The sequence below is a fragment of the Pseudomonas sp. BIGb0381 genome (assembly GCF_024809815.1).
In the GTDB taxonomy this organism is placed as follows: Bacteria; Pseudomonadota; Gammaproteobacteria; order Pseudomonadales; family Pseudomonadaceae; genus Aquipseudomonas.
Genome location: NZ_JANUEN010000010.1, coordinates 218,350 through 234,100, shown reverse-complemented (window position 1 = coordinate 234,100; position 15,751 = coordinate 218,350). Strand labels below are relative to the sequence as shown.

14 protein-coding genes are annotated in these 15,751 nt (G+C 61.7%); 4 read left to right on the top strand and 10 right to left on the bottom strand.

The features are described 5' to 3' along the window. Nucleotides 1-11: 11 nt before the first annotated feature. From M2397_RS24360 to M2397_RS24335, 6 genes are all read right to left on the bottom strand, one after another. Nucleotides 12-1,253 (bottom strand): SfnB family sulfur acquisition oxidoreductase, encoded by a 1,242-nt coding sequence (locus M2397_RS24360; RefSeq protein ID WP_259244623.1) that lies wholly within the window; start codon nucleotides 1,251-1,253, stop codon nucleotides 12-14. A gap of 205 nt (nucleotides 1,254-1,458) precedes the next feature. Continuing rightward, complete coding sequence (locus M2397_RS24355) at nucleotides 1,459-2,205, bottom strand: hypothetical protein (protein WP_259244622.1); 747 nt, start codon at nucleotides 2,203-2,205, stop codon at nucleotides 1,459-1,461. A gap of 368 nt (nucleotides 2,206-2,573) precedes the next feature. Beyond that, nucleotides 2,574-3,320, bottom strand: coding sequence for an L-cystine ABC transporter ATP-binding protein TcyN (tcyN, locus tag M2397_RS24350; protein ID WP_053140245.1), 747 nt, complete (start codon nucleotides 3,318-3,320; stop codon nucleotides 2,574-2,576). Nucleotides 3,321-3,323: 3 nt separating this feature from the next. Further along, complete coding sequence (gene tcyL, locus M2397_RS24345; RefSeq protein WP_032884921.1) at nucleotides 3,324-3,989, bottom strand: cystine ABC transporter permease; 666 nt, start codon at nucleotides 3,987-3,989, stop codon at nucleotides 3,324-3,326. Then, nucleotides 3,989-4,783 carry a cystine ABC transporter substrate-binding protein gene (tcyJ, locus tag M2397_RS24340; protein WP_108573701.1) on the bottom strand — a complete coding sequence of 265 codons (795 nt, stop codon included), beginning with the start codon at nucleotides 4,781-4,783 and terminating at the stop codon, nucleotides 3,989-3,991. The genes tcyL and tcyJ overlap by 1 nt, the downstream gene beginning before the upstream one ends. A 278-nt stretch (nucleotides 4,784-5,061) precedes the next feature. Beyond that, complete coding sequence (locus M2397_RS24335; RefSeq protein WP_259244619.1) at nucleotides 5,062-6,057, bottom strand: D-cysteine desulfhydrase; 996 nt, start codon at nucleotides 6,055-6,057, stop codon at nucleotides 5,062-5,064. Nucleotides 6,058-6,223: 166 nt separating this feature from the next. On the opposite strand from M2397_RS24335, the gene epsC reads away from it, so the two are divergent. The 4 genes from epsC (at nucleotide 6,224) to mgrA (ending at nucleotide 12,149) form a co-directional block, all read left to right on the top strand. Continuing rightward, nucleotides 6,224-7,150 carry a serine O-acetyltransferase EpsC gene (epsC, locus tag M2397_RS24330; protein ID WP_145335788.1) on the top strand — a complete coding sequence of 309 codons (927 nt, stop codon included), beginning with the start codon at nucleotides 6,224-6,226 and terminating at the stop codon, nucleotides 7,148-7,150. Nucleotides 7,151-7,533: 383 nt separating this feature from the next. Beyond that, on the top strand, nucleotides 7,534-9,495 hold the full coding sequence (gene betT / locus M2397_RS24325; RefSeq protein WP_167656032.1) for a choline transporter BetT: 1,962 nt from the start codon (nucleotides 7,534-7,536) through the stop codon (nucleotides 9,493-9,495). A gap of 158 nt (nucleotides 9,496-9,653) precedes the next feature. Next, nucleotides 9,654-11,003, top strand: a complete 1,350-nt coding sequence (locus tag M2397_RS24320) for an OprD family porin (protein ID WP_259244618.1) — start codon at nucleotides 9,654-9,656, stop codon at nucleotides 11,001-11,003. A gap of 108 nt (nucleotides 11,004-11,111) precedes the next feature. After that, nucleotides 11,112-12,149, top strand: coding sequence for an L-glyceraldehyde 3-phosphate reductase (gene mgrA, locus M2397_RS24315; RefSeq protein WP_053140257.1), 1,038 nt, complete (start codon nucleotides 11,112-11,114; stop codon nucleotides 12,147-12,149). A 65-nt stretch (nucleotides 12,150-12,214) separates the two neighbouring features. Here the strand turns inward: mgrA and tauD are convergent, their stop codons facing one another. From tauD to tauA, 4 genes are read right to left on the bottom strand one after another with little or no spacing between them, the layout of a single operon-like run. Further along, nucleotides 12,215-13,051: a taurine dioxygenase gene (tauD, locus tag M2397_RS24310; RefSeq protein WP_259244617.1), complete on the bottom strand. Its 837-nt coding sequence runs from the start codon at nucleotides 13,049-13,051 to the stop codon at nucleotides 12,215-12,217. Between the two features lie 11 nt (nucleotides 13,052-13,062). After that, nucleotides 13,063-13,899 carry a taurine ABC transporter permease TauC gene (gene tauC, locus M2397_RS24305; protein ID WP_259244616.1) on the bottom strand — a complete coding sequence of 279 codons (837 nt, stop codon included), beginning with the start codon at nucleotides 13,897-13,899 and terminating at the stop codon, nucleotides 13,063-13,065. Continuing rightward, nucleotides 13,896-14,675 carry a taurine ABC transporter ATP-binding subunit gene (gene tauB, locus M2397_RS24300; RefSeq protein ID WP_259244615.1) on the bottom strand — a complete coding sequence of 260 codons (780 nt, stop codon included), beginning with the start codon at nucleotides 14,673-14,675 and terminating at the stop codon, nucleotides 13,896-13,898. Before tauB ends, tauC begins: the two co-directional genes overlap by 4 nt. A 17-nt stretch (nucleotides 14,676-14,692) precedes the next feature. Further along, a complete protein-coding gene (gene tauA, locus M2397_RS24295) occupies nucleotides 14,693-15,670 on the bottom strand; it encodes a taurine ABC transporter substrate-binding protein (RefSeq protein ID WP_145335798.1) in 978 nt (325 codons plus the stop codon). Nucleotides 15,671-15,751 lie beyond the last annotated feature (81 nt).

Genomic DNA, 15,751 nt, shown 5'->3' with positions numbered 1-15,751 from the left:
GGTCTGGTCGGTTAAATCCAGGAATGGCGAGCCGGCAACGTGCCGTTCAAGCGATAGGCACCGACGGCGTGATACTTCCAGCGCACCGGGTCGTGCAGGGTGTGCACCCGGGCGTTGCGCCAGTGACGGTCGAGGTTGAACTCCGCGAGGGTGGCGCGGCTGCCGGCCAGTTCGAAGAGCTTTTCGCTGACCAGCAACGACACTTCAGTGGTGAGCACCTTCGCCTCGGCCACGGCAATCGACGCACGCGCGGCGGACTGTGCGGTGATCGGCGCGGCGCTGACCTGGTCCAGCACTTGCCCGGCCTTGCGCAACAGCGCTTCGGCGGCGTGCAGTTCGATCTTCAGCTTGCCGATATCGGCGATCACGTAGAGGTCATCGCTGGCCCGCTCGACCTTGGCGTCGATCCACGGGCGCGAACGCTCACGCACAAAGGCGATGGTGTCATCCAGCGCGCCACGGGCGATGCCGGCGTCAATGGCGGCCTGGATCAGTTGCGAAACGGCGCCCTGGATAGTCGGGCTTTCGCCGATACGCCAGTTTTCAACGACCAGATCGGCCTCCACTGGCACGCGGTCCAGCAGCACGGTGCCGCTGGCGGTGGTGCGTTGGCCGAAGCCCGACCAGTCATCCACGATGCGCAGCCCTTCGGTGCCACGGCGCACAAACGCCATGACCTGCTTGCCGTCGTCGTTCAGCGCCTTCACCGCCACCCAGTGGGCAAACAGCGCGCCGGTTGAATAGAACTTCTGGCCGCTGATCACGTAGCCGTCGCCTTGGGCAGTGATGCGCGTCTTGAGCTCCAGGGTGTTTTTGGTGCCGCGCTCCGGGCCGCCATTGCCGATGCGCCAGCCGTCGAGGACGCTCTGGAACAGCTGCTCTTTCTGGCGCCCGGTGGCGGCGCCCTGCAACACCTGCAGGATGCCGAAATGGTTCTGCGGGATCTGCCCGAGGGCCGGGTCTGCCGCGCTGATGATCGCGAAGACTTCGGCCAGGGTCACGAATGAGACTTGTGGGCCGCCGTATTCGCGAGGAATGGAAATACTGCCCAGCCCACTGCGGGTGAATTGTTCGATCTGCGCCCACGGCAGCTTACGTTGCTGGTCACGCTGGGCGGCTTGCAGGCGCGCGGCCTGGGCCAGCTCGTGGGCAGCCTTCAGCGCCTCTGCATCGTTGCGCAGCACGGTGGCCGGCAACAGCAGGGGAGCAACGTCTAGATGATTCTGGGGGGGTGTTAGAGCCAAGTTAGACATCAGTGCCGCTCCTTGGCTGCACGTAATGCCCTGGCGTTATGCACCGGGGTAATTCTGACCATACCGACCTCGCATTCAATGAAATGAAAACAGAAAAATCAAAGATGTCCGGTGGTCCGGTGCATATACCCTAAGCGTGTTAAATATTTAAATAAACTAACTTTTGGGAATATGCATAGAAGGTCTGCTACCCAGGTTCGCAGGGTCAGCCAAGGGGGCGCGGTTGATAGATCCGCGCTCTCCCGACCGGCTGGCTCGGCGCGCAGGCGGCAATGCGTAAGGTGCGGGTCGGAGCCCAGCGCGAATTGTTGCCGACACGATCGAGAATGCAGTACGTCACCTCCAGGCGGCTGTCGTCACCTGCCTCGACAATTACCGTCGAAGGCACCCACACCTGCACGACCACCCCGACGCCTTTGGCCTGGATCTTGGGCAGGTCCATGCGTACATCTCCCCAGCGCAGGGTGATGGCATCGCCCGTGGCCATATTCAGGTAAGGCGCGATGGTCAGCGGAATACCACGTCGTACCTGGCGACCGTTGACGCCGTAGCGGCGGATGGTCTCGGGCAGGCCTACAGGGGAAAGGTTCTGGTTTTCGTCGCTGCAAAGCGGGGAGGGCAGGCCTCCCGGACAGTTGGTTTTTACCCGCACGTGGGCCCTGGCCGAGCAGGCGGGTGTGTGGCCGATTTGCATGACCCGGTAGTGAACTTCAGCGGGACCATCCTGCACAAAACTTTCCGGCACCCGCAGATGGGTTGGCAGGCCGACCTTGCCTGCGGTCACCCGCCGTGAGGCCGCAAAGCAGTTGTTCCAGAACAGCTCGATCAGATCGCCTTCATCCATGCCGGGGTAGGGCTCGATATCGATCTGCAGGTGTGCGGCCGCCAGGGCGTTGATGCCATTTCGAAGGGCCTGGGGCAGCGTCGGGGCGGTGAGCAGGGGGCGTGTCATAAGTAATCTCCTTGATGCAGCCAGCAGCAACCGTTCCGGGCCCTTGGCGCGGGTGCGCGCTGGGTCCGAAAAGAACGATTCGGTGAATAGCCGGGATAGGATCCAATCCTCTGGACGCTAGATAAGAGGGTTGGCCAAGGAGCGTCAATGGAGGCAAAAGGCTAAACGGCGGGTTGGCGCAGATTCAGAAGGGTCTGACTGGGCGGGGGATTTTAAGGGGGGAGTGGTGGGGAGATTTACTCGGTGGAACGAGGCGTTCCTGTAGGAGCTGGCTTGCCAGCGAAGAACGTCCAGGCGACACGGTTAATTCGGCTAAACACGTTATCGTTGACGATTTTCGTTGGTAAGCCAGCGCCTGCTGGTGGATCTCAGTGGGCCAGGAATTTGCTCAGGAACTGCCGGGTGCGTTCCTCCTTGGGGTTGGCGAACAACGCCTTGGCTTCGCCTTGCTCCACGATCACACCCTTGTCGAAGAAGATCACCCGGTTGGCGACATCGCGGGCAAAGCTCATTTCGTGGGTGACGATGACCATGGTGCGGTTTTCTTCGGCGAGGCTGCGGATGGTTGCCAGTACTTCGCCGACCAGCTCCGGGTCCAGCGCCGAGGTGGGTTCGTCGAAGAGGATCACCTCCGGCTCCATGGCCAGCGCGCGGGCAATCGCCACGCGCTGTTGCTGGCCGCCGGAAAGACGCCGTGGGTAGGCGTCTTCCTTGCCCGCCAGGCCGACCCTGGCCAGCAACTTGCGCCCCAAGGCGATAGCCTCTTCACGCGGCATCTTCTTGACCACCGTCGGCCCTTCGATGACGTTTTCCAGCGCAGTGCGGTGGGGGAACAGGTTGAAGTTCTGGAACACAAAACCCACGTGCTGGCGCAGGCGCCGCACCAGGCCTTGTTGCTGGTTGAGCGGTTTGCTGCCGTCGATCTGGATGTCGCCCACCTTGATGCGGCCGCTGGTGGGTTCTTCGAGAAAATTCAGGCAGCGCAGGAAGGTGGTCTTGCCGGAACCGCTGGGGCCGATGATGGCGACGACTTCGCCTTCCTTGACCTCCAGGTCGATGCCGTTGAGTACCACCTGACCGTTGAATTGCTTGGTCAGTTTTTCAACCACGATCATGCTTCAAGACTCCAGGTCATGCCGGTTGACCCGGTCTTCCAGGCGGTTTTGGAAATGCGCCAGGATGCTGGCCAGTACCCAGTAGATCAGGGCAGCGGACAGATACATGGTGAAAATTTCGAAGGTGCGCGCAGACACCAGTTGCGCCTGGCGGAACAGCTCTGGCACCTGGATGGTGGCGGCCAGCGCGGTGTCCTTGACCAGCGAAATAAAGCTGTTGCCCAAAGGTGGCAGGGCGGTGCGCATCGCCTGCGGCAGGATGGCCCGGCGTAGAGTCTGCGCACGGGTCATGCCGATACTGGCGGCGGCCTCCCACTGGCCACGCTCGATGGAAGCGATGGCGGCCCGCAGGATTTCACAGGCGTAGGCGGCCATGTTCAGCGAAAAGCCGATCATGGCGGCCGGGATCGGATCCAGCTCGATGCCCACTTGCGGCAAGCCGTAGTAGATCAGGAACAGCTGTACCAGCAAGGGCGTGCCGCGAAAGAACGACACGTAGACGCGGGCTGTCCAGCTCAGCAGCTTGAAGCGCGACAGCCGCATCAAGGCCAGGCCGAAGCCCAGCAGCAAGCCGAAAAACATCCCGCCAAGGCTGAGAATCACCGTGTAATACGCGCCTTTGAGCAGAAAAGGCGCGGAGTCCAGTGCGAGTTGGAAACCTGCTTCCATTATTGAGTGACGTCAGCGTTGAAGTACTTCTCGGACAGCTTCTTCAAGGTGCCGTCGGCGCGCAGCTTGTCGAGGGCCTTGTTCACCGCTTCAAGCAGCTCGGGCTCGCCTTTGCGCAGGGCGATACCGGCTTCCTGGCGGGAGAAGGCGTCGCCGGCAGCGGCGGTGTCCGGGGCTTTCTTGGCATATTCCAGCGCAGCCAGGCGGTCGATCAGGATGGCGTCGATACGGCCGATGCGCAGGTCCTGGAACTTGGTCGGGTCATCGTTATAGGTCTTGATAATGGCTTTGGGTTGGTTGTCCTTGAGCCATTGTTCGTAGTTGGTGCCCAGGCCTACCCCGACTTTCTTGCCGGCCAGGTCGTCGGCGGTCTTGATGGTGTCGACGTTCTTTTTCAGCACCAGCGCCTGAATACCGGACACGGTGTAGGGCGTGGAGAAGTCGTACTTCTTCTTGCGCTCTTCAGAGATGGTGACTTGGTTGACCACGGCGTCCAGGCGCTTGGATTCCAGGGCCGCGAGGATGCCGTCCCATGGTGTGGCCTGGAGCTTGACCTTCACGCCCAGCTCTTTGGCCAGGGCTTCGGACAGCTCGACTTCGAAACCGCTGAGCTTGCCGCTTTCATCGACGAAGCTGAACGGCGGGTAGGTGCCTTCCAGGCCGATTTTGATCTCGCCGGCCTTTTTGATGTTGCCCAGTTGCTCGCCGGCAACCGCCTGGCCCAGCCAACCGGCGCCGAGAGCCAGACCCAAAGTGCCAACCAGCAACGTGCGACGGAATACAGAAATAGTCATGAAGAGCCCCTGTGTTTTTTATGTTGAGCGAAGCAGGTGACGCAGTAGTCGTATCCTGCCTTAAAGCGCGTAGCGCGTCTTCGTCTACGGCGCGATGATAAAGCCGGGGTTTAAGACTTGAAAACAATATAAATCTTAATTGATATTCTATTTTTGAATATGTGTTGAGTCTAATGTGGGAGGGGGCTTGCCCCCGATAGCGGTGTATCAGTAACAGGTGAGCTGGCTGACACTCTGCTATCGGGGGCAAGCCCCTCCCACATTTAGCCCGCGTTTATTCAGTTGAAAACCGAGTCATAGGCAAACAACGCCGGTGCCCCACCGGTATGCAGGAAAATAATCGGGCCATCTTCAAAGCGCTGGCGGCCGATACCGTCGAGCAAGCCGGCCATGGCCTTGCCAGTGTAGACCGGGTCCAGCAGCAGGCCTTCCTGGCTCGCCAATAGCTTGACCGCTGAAAGGGTGCCGGCGTTCGGTTCGCCATAACGGGGGCCGAAATATTCATCCCACAGGATCACCTTGAACGCGTCGGGGATGTCCACACCCAGCAACTCGGCCGTGCGTTCGGCCAGGCCCTGTACTTTCGGAAACTGCGCTTCTTCGGTGCGCGATACGGTGATGCCGATCACGGGCAGTTGCGGCAGTACTTCACTCAAGGCCAGGGCCAGGCCGCTGTGGGTACCGGCGCTGCCGGAGGCCAGCACCACGGCGGCGAATTCGATGCCGCTGTCTTCGATCTGCCCGGCCAGCTCCAGCCCGGCGCGCACATAACCGAGGGCGCCGAGGGCATTGGAGCCGCCGATGGGCACCAGGTACGGCTTCTTGCCGTTGCTGCGCAGGCGATCGGCGAGGGCGTTGAGTTGGTCGTCGACGTTGTCGAGGTTTTCCACCAACTCTACCTTGGCGTCGAACAGCTCCAGCAGCAGGCGGTTGCCGTTGCCCAGGTAGTTGGGGTCTTCGGTGCCGGTGGGGTTTTCCAGCAGGGCGACGCAGCCCAGGCCGAGCTTGGCGGCGAGGGCGGCGGTCTGGCGTACGTGGTTGGATTGGATCGCGCCGGCGGTCACCAGGGTATCGGCGCCCTGAGCGATGGCATCGGCTGCCAGGTATTCGAGTTTGCGCAGCTTGTTGCCACCCATGGCCAGTGGCGTGGTGTCGTCGCGCTTGACGTAGATGTCGCGTCCCAACCAGGTCGACAGCCGTTCGAGTTTTTCCAGGGCGGTGGCACCGCCGAGCAGTTCCAGGCGGTTAAAACGGTCGAGCTGTTGCTTGATCATGGCTACGCACGGTGGCTAAGGGATGGAGGGACTATAGGCAGGCACTTTTCATCGGGCAACCGTCAATCGCTTATGCCCGATGGTTCTTAGCATCACACCATTGGTTCTTAAGGGCGGCCAGGGTGCATACCGTAAAGTGATGGCCATTACGTCAGGAGTGAATACCGTGAGTGAGCGTTCCAGCCATTGGCAATTACAGACCATCGTCAGCCAACTGCGCGACGCCCGTGACCAGTGGCGAACGCGCAATGGCCGTTTGAGCGGCGAGCATGGCGGCCGTGAATTGCCCTCCCGGGAAGCCGTTGCGCAGATTCTCGAAGCCCTGTGTGGTGCGCTGTTTCCGATGCGCCTGGGGCCGGCGGACTTGCGTGAAGAGAGTGAAGATTTCTACGTCGGCCATACCCTCGACGTCGCGCTGAATGCCTTGCTGGCCCAGGCGCGTCTGGAGTTGCGTTATGCCGCGCGCCAGGGCGGCCAGGATGACAGCCAGATCGACGCCCATGCCATCCGGCTGATCCAGGATTTCGCCCTGGCCTTGCCATCCCTGCGCAGCCTGCTGGATACCGACGTACTCGCCGCCTACCACGGCGACCCGGCCGCACGCAGTGTGGATGAAGTGCTGCTGTGCTACCCGGGGATTCTCGCGGTGATTCACCATCGCCTGGCCCACCACCTGTACCGCGCCGGCTTGCCGCTGCTGGCGCGGATCAGCGCAGAAATCGCCCACTCGGCCACCGGTATCGATATTCACCCCGGCGCGCAGATCGGCCCGAGCTTCTTTATCGACCACGGGACGGGCGTGGTGATCGGCGAAACCGCGATCATCGGCGAGCGGGTGCGCATCTATCAGGCGGTCACGTTGGGGGCCAAGCGCTTCCCGGCGGATGAGGATGGGCAACTGCAGAAGGGCCATGCGCGCCATCCGATTGTCGAGGATGACGTGGTGATCTATGCCGGGGCGACGATCCTCGGGCGCATCACCATCGGCAAGGGGTCGACCATTGGCGGCAATGTATGGCTGACGCGCAGTGTGCCGGCGGGGGCGAATATTACGCAGGCGAATTTGCAGCATGATGATGGGGCGCAGAAGTAGACAACCTGCACCGGTCACCTGTGGGAGGGGGCTTGCTCCCGATGGCGGTGGTTCAGCCAGTGCATCTGTGACTGACAGACCGCTATCGGGAGCAAGCCCCCTCCCACAGTTTGACGGCATTCCACGCGGAGGCCGTATTTCATTCAGCAGTCGCTGAACGATTTCCTTTGCTCACCCGTCATACCACTCAGCCCTGCGATTAGTCCCAAACCGCCTATTTATGTTTAACTTGAACGCTTGTTCAAGTTAAACCCGGTGGTTCGCTGCCCGCTCACAACAGGAGGCTTACCTTTGCTGAGTCCGTTTTATACAGCCACATCCCTCACCCTCGGGGTGCACCGTTCATGAGTGCATCGTCTACCCCATCCAGCGGCCTGGTGCGCATGAATGCGCCGGTTTTCTACTTCGCCGCAACCTTCATTTTGCTGTTCGGCATCATTGTCATCGCTATCCCGCAACAGGCCGGTGCCTGGCTGCTGGCGGCGCAAAACTGGGCGGCCAACACGGTCGGCTGGTACTACATGCTGGCGATGACCCTGTATCTGGTCTTCGTGGTGGTCACCGCGCTATCGGGCTACGGCAAGATAAAACTCGGTGCCGACCACGACGAGCCCGAATTCAGTTACCTGTCCTGGGCCGGCATGCTGTTCGCCGCCGGGATCAGCATCACGCTGTTCTTCTTCTGCGTGTCCGAACCGCTGACGCACCTGGTGCAACCGCCCCAGGGCGAGGCCATGAATGCCGACGCTGCACGCCAGGCCATGCAGGTGCTGTTCCTGCACTGGGGCCTGCACGGCTGGGGCGTGTTTGCCTTTGTCGGCATGGCGCTGGCGTATTTCGCCTACCGGCATAACCTGCCGCTGGCGTTGCGCTCGGCGCTGTACCCGCTGATCGGCAAGCGCATCAACGGCCCTATCGGCTATGCGGTCGATGGCTTCGGCATCATTGCCACGGTGTTCGGCCTTGGTGCCGACATGGGCTTCGGCGTGCTGCACCTCAATTCCGGCCTCGACTACCTGTTCGGCATTGCCCACACCCAGTGGATCCAGGTCGGCTTGATCACCTTGATGATGGGCGCGGCGATTCTGGTCGCCGTCGCCGGCGTCGACAAGGGCGTGCGGGTGATGTCCGACATCAACATGCTGCTGGCCTGCGCGCTGCTGCTGTTCGTGTTGTTCGCCGGGCCCACCCAGCACTTGCTCAACACCCTGATCCAGAACATCGGTGACTACCTGGGCGCATTGCCGACCAAGAGTTTCGATGTGTACGCCTACGACAAACCGAGCGACTGGCTGGGCGGCTGGACGGTGTTCTACTGGGCCTGGTGGATCGCATGGTCGCCGTTCGTGGGCCTGTTTATCGCACGCATTTCCCGTGGCCGGACCATCCGCGAATTCGTGTTCGGCGTGCTGCTGATCCCGCTGGGCTTCACCCTGGCGTGGATGTCGATTTTCGGCAACAGCGCCATCGACCAGGTGCTCAACCACGGCATGACCGCACTCGGTCAGTCGGCCATCGATGACCCATCGATGAGCCTTTACCTGCTGCTGGAAACCTACCCGTGGAGCAAAACCGTGATCGCGGTCACGGTGTTTATCAGCTTCGTGTTCTTCGTCACGTCGGCCGACTCCGGCACCGTGGTGCTCTCTACCCTGTCGTCCAAGGGCGGCAATGCCGACGAAGACGGACCGAAATGGCTGCGGGTGTTCTGGGGCGCGATGACGGCACTGGTCACCAGTGCGCTGCTGTTTGCCGGCAGCATCGATTCGCTGAAATCGGCGGTGGTGCTGACCTCGCTGCCGTTCTCGCTGATCCTGCTGCTGATGATGTGGGGGCTGCACAAGGCTTTCTACCTCGAGTCGCAAAAGCAGATCGCCCAGTTGCATTCGCTGGCGCCGGTGTCGGGCTCACGCAAAGGCACCGGCGGTTGGCGCCAGCGTTTGAGCCAGGCCGTGCATTTCCCGTCGCGGGATGAGGTGTACCGGTTCCTTGAGACCACGGTGCGTCCGGCGATTGAAGAAGTGACGGCGGTGTTTGTCGAAAAAGGCCTCAACGTCGTGACCCAGCCCGACCCGTCCAACGACAGCGTCAGCCTGGAAATCGGTCACGGCGAAGAGCATCCGTTCGTGTACCAGGTGCAGATGCGCGGCTATTTCACTCCCTCATTTGCACGCGGTGGCATGGGTTCCAAACAGCTCAACAATCGTCGCTACTACCGGGCGGAAGTGCACTTGAGCGAGGGCAGTCAGGACTACGACCTGGTGGGCTACACCAAGGAGCAGATCATCAACGACATCCTCGACCAGTACGAGCGCCACCTGCAGTTCCTGCACTTGGTGCGCTGACGCTAAACTCCCCGCAAAGCCCCGTTCTACGGGGCTTTCTTAAACTTAATTTCATCCGTCAAGGCGCTGTTTTGACGCGTAACTGTCATCTGGTCACTGCGTAATTGTGTGAAGCGTTTGACGCTTTCATTTCAGAACAGTGACGGAGACCGGTACCCATGAAGACGTTTTTAAGCCCTGTGGTGGGAGCCGCCATGGCGAGCTTTATGCTGTCCGCCCATGCGGATTTTATCGATGACAGCCACGCCGACGTGACCCTGCTCAACCGCTATCTCAACCAGCAGGGACGTGACGTGGTCGGCAGCAATGCCAAGGCCCATAGCATTCGGGATTGGGGCCAGGGTTTCGAGTTCAACTTCAAGTCCGGCTACACCGAGGGGCCGGTGGGCTTCGGCCTGGATCTGCAGGCGTTCTATGGCTTGAAACTGGATTCCGGCGGCGACCTCAACGACAAGGATCACCAGGGTCGCTATCCCGGCAGCATGTTCCCGCTTGATAACGGCAAATCCGCCGACCAGTTCGGCGTGCTCAGCCCGACCTTCAAGATGCGCTTTGCCAAGGATGAGCTGCGCGTCGGCACGCTGTACGGCAACAACCCGGTGCTGGCCAACACCGACGGGCGCCTGTACCAGCAGACCAACACCGGTGTGCAACTGGTGTCCAAGGACCTCAGCGACTTCACCTTCACCGGCGGTGATATTTTCAAGACCAAGATCCGCAACGAAACCGGCGACCAGGGCATGATCACCGCCGGTGGGACCAAAGAAAGTGACCGCTTCCTGTTTGGCGGTGCGGACTACACCGGCATACAGAACACCACTGTCAGCCTGTGGTACTCCAACCTTGAGGATTACTACCAGCAGTTCTTCCTCGGCGCCAAGCGCCATGACGCCTTGTCGGTCGGTGCGATCGATACCGACGTACGCGTGTTCCGCAGCCTGGGTGTGGGCGGCAACGCCGACGGCGACAAGGACTTTGCCGCCGCGGGCCTGTACGGCGACGGCGTAAACAAGGGCCGCATCAACCAGTCCACCGTCAGTCTGCTGGAAAGCTACAGCCTGGACGGCCATACCGTCGGCCTGGGCCTCCAGAAAAACAGCGGCGACAGCGACTTCCCGTACCTGGATTCCGGCCTCAACAGCGGTGACGCTCGACAAGGCCCAGGCTCGGGTGCCGACACCCCGGCACTGACCAACATGCAGCTGAACAAATTCCAGCATGCCGGCGAACGTACCTGGCTGGCGCAGTACAAATATGATTTGGGCAAACTCGGTCTCAACGGCCTGACGTTCTCCGCTGCCTACGCCCACGGCGATGACATCCGCACCGCCCAGGGCACCACCAGCGAATGGGAGCGAAACGTGGCCGTGGCGTATCAAGTGCCCACTGGTACCCTCAAAGGCCTTGGCGTGACCTGGAAAAATGCCCACGCCAGCCCGGACATTACCGGCGCCACCGTGCAGGATGAAAACCGCTTCTATGTCAGCTATGTCGTTCCACTCTGGTAGGAAATTGCTGTAAAACGGAAGGGCAGACTTAAGCGATTCAGCTGGTTAAAAGGCCTGGGAATATCGTTATTCCCAGGCCTTATTTGCCTACGTCCAAGAGAGGATTCGATGACTTACATTGCTGCCGAAAACCGCTATGAATCTATCCCGTATCGCCGCGTAGGCCGCAGTGGATTAGTGCTGCCGGCACTGTCCCTGGGGCTGTGGCACAACTTTGGCGACAGCACCCCGATCGACACCCAGCGCGCCCTGCTGCGCACCGCGTTCGACCTGGGCATCAACCACTTCGACCTGGCCAACAACTACGGCCCACCCTATGGCAGCGCCGAGATCAACTTCGGTCGCCTGCTGCGCGAAGACTTCAAGCACTACCGCGACGAACTGATCATCTCCAGCAAGGCTGGCTGGGATATGTGGCCGGGCCCTTACGGCCAGGGCGGCGGCTCACGCAAATACGTGCTGGCAAGCCTGGACCAGAGCCTGCAACGCCTGGGCGTCGACTACGTGGATATTTTCTACTCCCACCGTTTTGATGCCGACACACCCCTGGAAGAAACCGCCAGCGCCCTCGCCACCGCCGTGCAACAGGGCAAGGCGTTGTACATCGGTATCTCGTCTTACTCCGGGGTGAAAACCCGCGAAATCGCCGCGCTGCTCAAAGAGTGGAAAGTGCCGCTGCTGATCCACCAACCGGCCTACAACCTGCTTAACCGCTGGGTAGAAAAAGACCTGCTGGACACCACCGAAGAACTCGGCGCCGGCGTGATTGCCTTCACGCCGCTGGCCCAGGGCTTGCTCACCGACAAGTACCTCAACGGCGTGCCGGCCGACGCACGGGTTAACCGTCCGGGGGGTGGTTCGTTGCAGGCCAAGCACCTGTCGGAAGCCAACATCGCCCACGTACGTGCGCTGAACGAAATCGCCCAGCGCCGTGGTCAAAGCCTGGCGCAATTGGCGCTCGCCTGGACCTTGCGCGACCCACGGGTGACCAGCGCGCTGATCGGCGCCAGCCGGCCGGAGCAGATCATCGAAAACGTCGGCGCGTTGAAGAACTTGAGCTTCAGTGCGGAAGAACTGGCGGAGATCGATCGGTTTGCGCAGGAGGGTGGAATCAACTTGTGGGAAAAGCCATCCAGCGCTGAATAACCTGACACCACTGGGTCAATGTGAGAGGGGGCAAGCCCCCTCCCACATTTGATTTGCAGTGTGGTTTAGAACGGCACATCCCCAAGAATTGTCGCCCGATGCATCACCCGCCGTTGCGGCCGGTAGTCATCCACCGCGTAATGTTGGGTCACGCGGTTATCCCAGAAGGCCACGTCGTTCTCCTGCCAGCGCCAGCGGAGGGTGAATTCCGGCCGTGTCGCGTGGGCGAACAGCAGCTTCAGGATCGCTTCGCTCTCCGCTGGCTCCAGCTCATTGATCCTGGTGGTGAACCCATCACTGACAAACAGCGACTTACGCCCGCTGACCGGATGCGTGCGCACTACCGGGTGCGACAGCGGTGGGTTTTTCCTGCGGGTTTCTTCCCAGCGCGCCAGGTCTTCGGCGGTGTTGCCAAAGCGTCCCAGCGGAAAGGATTTGGTGAAGTCGTGGGTGGCCGTCAGCCCATCGAGCAACCGCTTCAACGGCGCGGACAACGCCTCATACGCCGCGATGCCACTGGCCCACAGCGTATCGCCACCAAACGCTGGCAACAGCTTGGCGCTGAGTACCGCGCCGAGCGCCGGGGTGGGCAGGAAGGTCACGTCGGTGTGCCACACGGCGTTGTCGCGCACGTCGGTGACGGCGGTGTCGAGGATCAGCACTTCGGGCTGTTCCGGCACGTTGGGGTAGATCGGGTGGATATGCAGGTCGCCGAAGTTCGCCGCGAACCGCGCCTGCTGCTGCGGGGTGATCGGCTGGCCACGGAAGAACAGCACCGAGTGGGTGAGTAACGCCTGCTCGATGGCATCGCGGTGTTCGGCGCTCAGCGGCTGGGTGATATCGACGCCACTGATCTGGGCGCCCAAGGCGGTGCTCAAGGGGGTAACGGTCAGGCTGCTCATGGGGTTCTCACTCAATGTGCCTGGCCATGCCAAGGCACTAACTTACGCTGCAGGGCGCGCAGGCCCATTTCCATGGCGAAGGCGATCAGGGCGATCACCAGGATCCCCAGCACCACCACATCGGTGACCAGGAACTGCGCCGCCGACTGCACCATGAAACCCAGGCCGCTGGTGGCCGCGATCAGTTCGGCGGCGACCAGGGTCGACCAGCCCACACCCAGGCCGATGCGCACACCGGTGAGGATGTCGGGCAGGGCGCTCGGCAGGATCACATGGCGAATCAGTTGGGCACGGGTGGCGCCCAGCGACTGCGCCGCACGCAGCTTGGCCGGGTCGACGGTGCGTACGCCGGTCGCGGTCGCGATGGCGATGGGCGCAAAGATCGCGAGGTAAATCAGCAGCACCTTGGACAGCTCGCCGATACCGCACCAGATCACGATCAACGGCAGATAAGCCAGGGGCGGAATTGGCCGGTAAAACTCGATCAGCGGGTCGAGAATGCCGCGGGCGATGCGGTTGGAACCGATGGCAATCCCCACCGGCACGGCGGTCAGCACCGCGAAGCCCAGGCCCAGGCCGATCCGGCTGAGGCTCGCGCCCAGGTGCTGCCACAAGGTGGAATCCATATAGCCCGCAGTCGCCAGCAGCCAGCCTTTTTGCAGCACGGCGGAGGGCGGTGGCAGGAACAACGGTTCGATCAGGCCCGTGGCGGTGACGGCCCACCAGAGGGCCAGCAAGGCGATCAGGCTCAACAGGCTGATCCAGCGCGTGCTCAGGCTGCGCCGCACCGGGATAACCGCGTGCGCCACCGGATTGGCAGCGGTGGCGGTGAGTTCGTAGCTGCTCATGCGGACACCTGCCGTTGCGAGAACACTTTGCCCAGCACGTGCTCACGGGTTTCGATAAAGCGCGGGTCGGACTTGATCGCCCGCGCCGACTCGCCGGCCGCGTAGCGCTGGCCGAAGTCCAGGTGCAGACGCTCGACGATCTGCCCCGGGTTGGGCGCCAACAGGATCAGGTCGGTGGCGAGGAACACCGCTTCTTCGATGTCATGGGTAATCAGGAACACCGGCTTGGCCGTGCGTCGCCAGACTTGCAGCAACAGTTCCTGCATCTGTTCGCGGGTGAAGGCATCGAGGGCGCCGAAGGGTTCGTCCATCAGCAGCACGCGCGGGTCGGCGGCCAAGGCGCGAGCCAGGCCGACGCGTTGCTTCTGGCCGCCGGAGAGTTGCCAGATGCGGCGATTGTCGAAGCCGGCGAGGTCCACCAGCGCGAGCATTTCCCTGGCACGCACTTCACGCTGCGCCTTGGGCACGCCGGCCAGTTCCAGGCCGAAACCGACATTGGCCAACACGTCCTGCCAGGGCAGCAGCGCGTCGTCCTGGAACACCACGCCGCGTTCGGCGCTGGGGCCTTTGACCGGTACGCCATCGAGGGTGATGCGCCCGGCAGAAGGCTCGACAAAGCCGGCAATCAGGTTCAACAGCGAAGTCTTACCACTGCCGGACGGACCCAGGGCCACCAGCAATTGCTGGGGCCCCAGGTCGAGTGAAATGTCGAACAGCACCGGTTCTGTGACGCCTGGGTACTGTGCGCTGATGCGCTCCAGCTGTAGCAAGGCCATCGCGATGAACTCCTGGATCAGTGGGTGATGAACTTGGCGCTGACGTAAGGGGCGTAGTCCGGCAGCACGGCGTCGACCTTGCCTTGTTCCTTGAGGAACGCAGCGGTATCGGTCACGGCCTTGGTGGTCGGTGCGCCCAGCAGGGTCACCTGGTCAGCGGCCAGCGGGTAGACGTTGCCTTGCAGCAACAGCGGGATGTCACTGGCTTTGGCGCCGGAGAGCTTCACCAGTTTGTCGACGTTGCCTTTTTCGGCGAGCCAGGCTTGTGGGTCTTTGCGGTACGCGGCGTAGGCATCCAGAGTGACTTTGGCGAAGGCTGTGACGATTTCCGGGTGCTTCTCGGCGAATTCCTTGCGCACGATCCAGGCATCGAAGGTCGGCGCGCCGAACTTGGCCAGCTCGCCGGAGGTGATCAGCACCTTGCCGTTTTCCTTGGCCACGCCCAGTGCTGGGTCCCATACGTAAGTGGCGTCGATGTCACCGCGCTTCCAGGCCGCGATGATCGCCGGCGGGGCGAGGTTGAGGATGGTCACTTTCGACGGGTCAATGTTCCAGTGCTTCAGCGCGGCCAACAGGCTGTAGTGGCCGGTGGAAACGAAGGGCACGGCGACCTTCTTGCCGATCAGGTCCTGAGGGCCGTTGATCCCGGAACCGTTGCGCGCCACCAGGGCTTCGGCACCGCCGATCTGAGTGGCAACCAGGAAGGTTTCCACCGGCACTTTACGGGTGATCGCAGCGGTCAGCGGGCTGGAACCGAGGTAGCCGATCTGCACGTCGCCGGAGGCAATGGCGGCGATGATGTCGGCGCCATTGTCGAATTTGCGCCAGTCGATCTTGGCGTTAGTGGCTTTTTCGTACGCACCGTCGGCCTGGGCAACTTTGGCCGGGTCTACGGTGGTCTGGTAAGCGATGGTCACATCCGCCGCCTGGGCAAACAGGCTGGCACCGGCCAGGGACAACGCGGCCAGGAGGCGCAGAGGGGTTAACAGTTTCAAGGGGAAGCTCCTCAATCAGGCGGCCGAGGGTCGGCGTGTGAGGAGACTAAATGATCTAAGAATTCGAAAATAAATAACATT